The organism is uncultured Veillonella sp. (assembly GCF_934190855.1).
Taxonomy (GTDB): Bacteria; Bacillota; Negativicutes; order Veillonellales; family Veillonellaceae; genus Veillonella.
Window position 1 is genome coordinate 1 of the sequence record NZ_CAKPTN010000178.1, and the last position, 3,297, is coordinate 3,297.

The following is a 3,297-nucleotide window of genomic DNA, read 5'->3' on the forward strand; positions in this document are numbered from 1 at the left end:
TTAACGTAATGGGCTTACAAGTAGATAAAAATACTAATGATATTGCTACTACAGCAAATCAAGTGAGCGAAAATACTAAGTTAACTAAAGCAGTTGGTGCTCTTGCATTAGAAAACCATGAAAAAGTTAGTGTATTAGGCTTGCAAGTAAATAAAAATACTCAAGATATCAGTACATTAGCCGAAGCTGCAAATTACAGCTTGAAAGCTTCCAACATTGCATTACAAGATCATGCAACACTTGTTCAACATGATGCACAAATCGCAGAAAACTCTCGCCGCATTAGCAGCGTAGAACGCGATGTTAAAGTTGTAGGTGCTAATGCAGCAGCATTAGCAGCATTGAAACCTATCGAATACCACGAAGGTCAAAAAGCTCAAATTATGGCAGCTGTTGGTACTTACAAAGGTAAAACATCTACTGCATTGGGTGTAGCTCATTATGCAAATCCTGATTTGTTAATCCATGCTGGCGCAGCTTATGGTGGTGACCATAGCGTAATGGCAAATGCTGGTGTAACAATTGGTATTGGTAATGCTCCTACAGCTCCTAAAGCATCCCCAGCAACTGTAAAAGTTCTTGAGGATAAAGTGGCTGATTTACAAGCTCAAAATAAAGAAATCCGTGATCTTCTTGATAAAGTGCTTGCACAACAACCACAACAAGCTCCACAAGCAGCTGTAAAAACAACTAAATAATTAGCCTCCCAATTGATAGATTAACTCTTTGATCTATCGCAGGTATAGAAGCCGCGTAGCAGAAATGCTACGCGGTTTTCTTTTTTGGGTGCTTTATGGTGAAAAGATACCTATATATATTTAACTTAAATATATTTTTGATATTACGAATTTAGTGGTGGGGATTCTGCCCAATATAAAACGTAGTGAGGCTATTTCCTGTTAAGAAATGGAGCTAATTCTTTTCCATTAAGTGTTTGATTTTGAGCTGTTGTGGTAGAAAGTGGTTTTTAATATCTAGTTTTAATTTTATAGTCGAACATATGTATTGCAGAAAAAAGGAGAAAAATAGAGGTTGAATAAGAAAAATATAAAAAAGTGGGTTAAAAATGGAAAATTTGTTGTTAAAGGTGGGGAATTGTGGTAGAATTTACCATATAGTGGTGGATAAGGAATAGTAAAGGGCGGTGATACGTATGTTCATGGGAGAATATAATCACACCATTGATACAAAAGGGCGGATGATTATACCTGCCAAAATACGTGAACAACTAGGCGATTCGTGCATTGTCACAAAAGGCTTAGATGACTGCTTAGCTATTTACACCCAAGAGGCGTGGAAGAAAATATCCGATGCCTTACAATTACAATCCTCCACTAAAGCTAGCGTACGTGCCTTAAAACGTTTTGTTTTCGGTAGTGCTGCTGAGCTTGAATATGATAAACAAGGTCGTGTCCTCATTCCTGTACCACTACGTGAATATGCGAGCCTTGATAAACAGGCCGTTATTGTCGGTGCTGGGGATCACGTTGAAATTTGGAGCCGCGAAAAATACGCTTATTATGATGATCAAGTGGCTGAAAGTATGGAAGAATTAGTTGAAGGGCTTGAAGGGATTATGTTATAGGAGGCTATGATGGAATTTAATCATACCAGCGTACTTTTACGCGAAACGGTGGACTCCGTCGTAACTAATCCAAAAGGCATTTATGTGGACTGTACCCTCGGTGGGGCAGGTCATGCTCACGCAGTGGGCGAAATGCTTGACCCAGAAGGCATGATAATAGGTTTAGATCAAGACGAAGATGCATTGAGCGTAGCTCGACAAAGATTGTCTGATTTAAATTGTCAGGTATTAACAATACCAACAAACTTTTCTAACTTAAAAGAAGCCCTCCAAAATGCGGGTATCAATGAAGTAGATGGTTTTATATTTGATCTTGGCGTATCAAGTTATCAGCTCGATACACCTGAGCGTGGTTTTTCATATATGAATGATGGCCCACTCGACATGCGCATGGATAAAGATGCACCTCTCACGGCAGAGGAAGTTGTTAACGAATATGATAGTGAAGAATTGCTACAAATCATTCGCGATTATGGGGAAGAGCGATGGGCTAAGCGCATTGTTGAATTTATCGTTAATGCACGTCAAGAAAAACGAATTACCACTACTGGTGAGTTAGTTAGAATTATTAAGCAAGCAATACCTGCGAAGGCGCGTCAAGAGGGACCGCATCCGGCGAAACGGACGTTCCAAGCCATTCGCATTGAAGTAAATAGAGAATTAGCTATCTTGCATGATAGTTTTGTAGATGCTGTATCTATGTTGAAACCAAAGGGGAAAATTGGGGTTATCACATTCCACTCCTTGGAAGATCGAATTACAAAACAAACTTTCAAAGAGTTAAGTACAGCATGTATATGTCCTCCGGAACTGCCAATGTGCGTATGTAACCACAAAGCAGTTGTGAAGGCGAAGAATAAGGCTATAGAGCCAAGTGCAGGGGAGATTGAGGTTAATCCGAGGGCTAGAAGTGCGAAGTTGCGCGTAGCCGTCAAGTTGTAGAATTGGAAGGGGTTAGTGTTTAGATGTTAGCGAGAAAGGCTGTTGTGGGCCAAGTAAAAGGCGATGTGTTGGTCGCTGCACAAGGGAGAAAACGTAGTGCAAATGTGGCTCTAGATTTGAGCCCTATGATGTGGCAAGTTGTATATGGTATTGCTGCATTAGTTGCATTTTTGCTTATCATGATGGTTATGAATGCATACAGCACAAAATTAGGCTACGAGGTAGTTAAAACACAGCAAGCTGTAGTACAATTAACAAAAGATAACGATGCATTGGATGTAGAGGTAGCTTCCTTGAAGTCTCCTGTTCGTATCCAACAGATCGCAGAAGAACAACTAGGGATGGTTTTGCCTGATTCTTTTGTTTATAGCACAAAAAGCGCTGTTACTGAACGTAATGTGCAAGAGAAACAGCAAATTATAGACTAACAGGCAAAGCAGCTCGTATTGGGCTGCTTTCCTTTGCGTGTAAAGGAGATTGTATATGAAACAATTACAAGATATAGTAAAAACCTTGCAAGCGCCGCAAGTAACAGGTAATACAGCTGTTGAAATTTTAGATATTACAGCGGACTCTCGTGCTGTTAAAGCCGGTAGTTTGTTTATCGCGTTAGATGGTGCTACTGTAGATGGTCATAATTATGTAAATAAAGCAATTGAAGCAGGTGCAGTAGCTGTGCTTGTATCTAAACCAGTGGAGGTTAGCAGTGATATTTGTGTTATCACTGTTGAAGATACGCGTGCTGCCATGATGGCTTGTGTGCCATATTT

At 40.0% G+C, this 3,297-nt stretch carries 5 protein-coding genes; all 5 read left to right on the plus strand.

Translation table 11 applies throughout. The features are described from left to right. On the plus strand, window positions 1-698 hold a 698-nt coding region (locus Q0F90_RS08330; protein WP_296004688.1), incomplete at its 5' end, for a YadA C-terminal domain-containing protein. A 455-nt stretch (window positions 699-1,153) separates the two neighbouring features. Then, window positions 1,154-1,585: a division/cell wall cluster transcriptional repressor MraZ gene (mraZ, locus tag Q0F90_RS08335; protein ID WP_296004690.1), complete on the plus strand. Its 432-nt coding sequence runs from the start codon at window positions 1,154-1,156 to the stop codon at window positions 1,583-1,585. A 9-nt stretch (window positions 1,586-1,594) separates the two neighbouring features. Further along, window positions 1,595-2,527, plus strand: a complete 933-nt coding sequence (rsmH, locus tag Q0F90_RS08340; RefSeq protein ID WP_296004697.1) for a 16S rRNA (cytosine(1402)-N(4))-methyltransferase RsmH — start codon at window positions 1,595-1,597, stop codon at window positions 2,525-2,527. A gap of 23 nt (window positions 2,528-2,550) precedes the next feature. Continuing rightward, window positions 2,551-2,955, plus strand: a complete 405-nt coding sequence (gene ftsL, locus Q0F90_RS08345; RefSeq protein ID WP_296004692.1) for a cell division protein FtsL — start codon at window positions 2,551-2,553, stop codon at window positions 2,953-2,955. A gap of 55 nt (window positions 2,956-3,010) precedes the next feature. Continuing rightward, on the plus strand, window positions 3,011-3,297 hold a 287-nt coding region (locus Q0F90_RS08350; RefSeq protein WP_296004695.1), incomplete at its 3' end, for a Mur ligase domain-containing protein.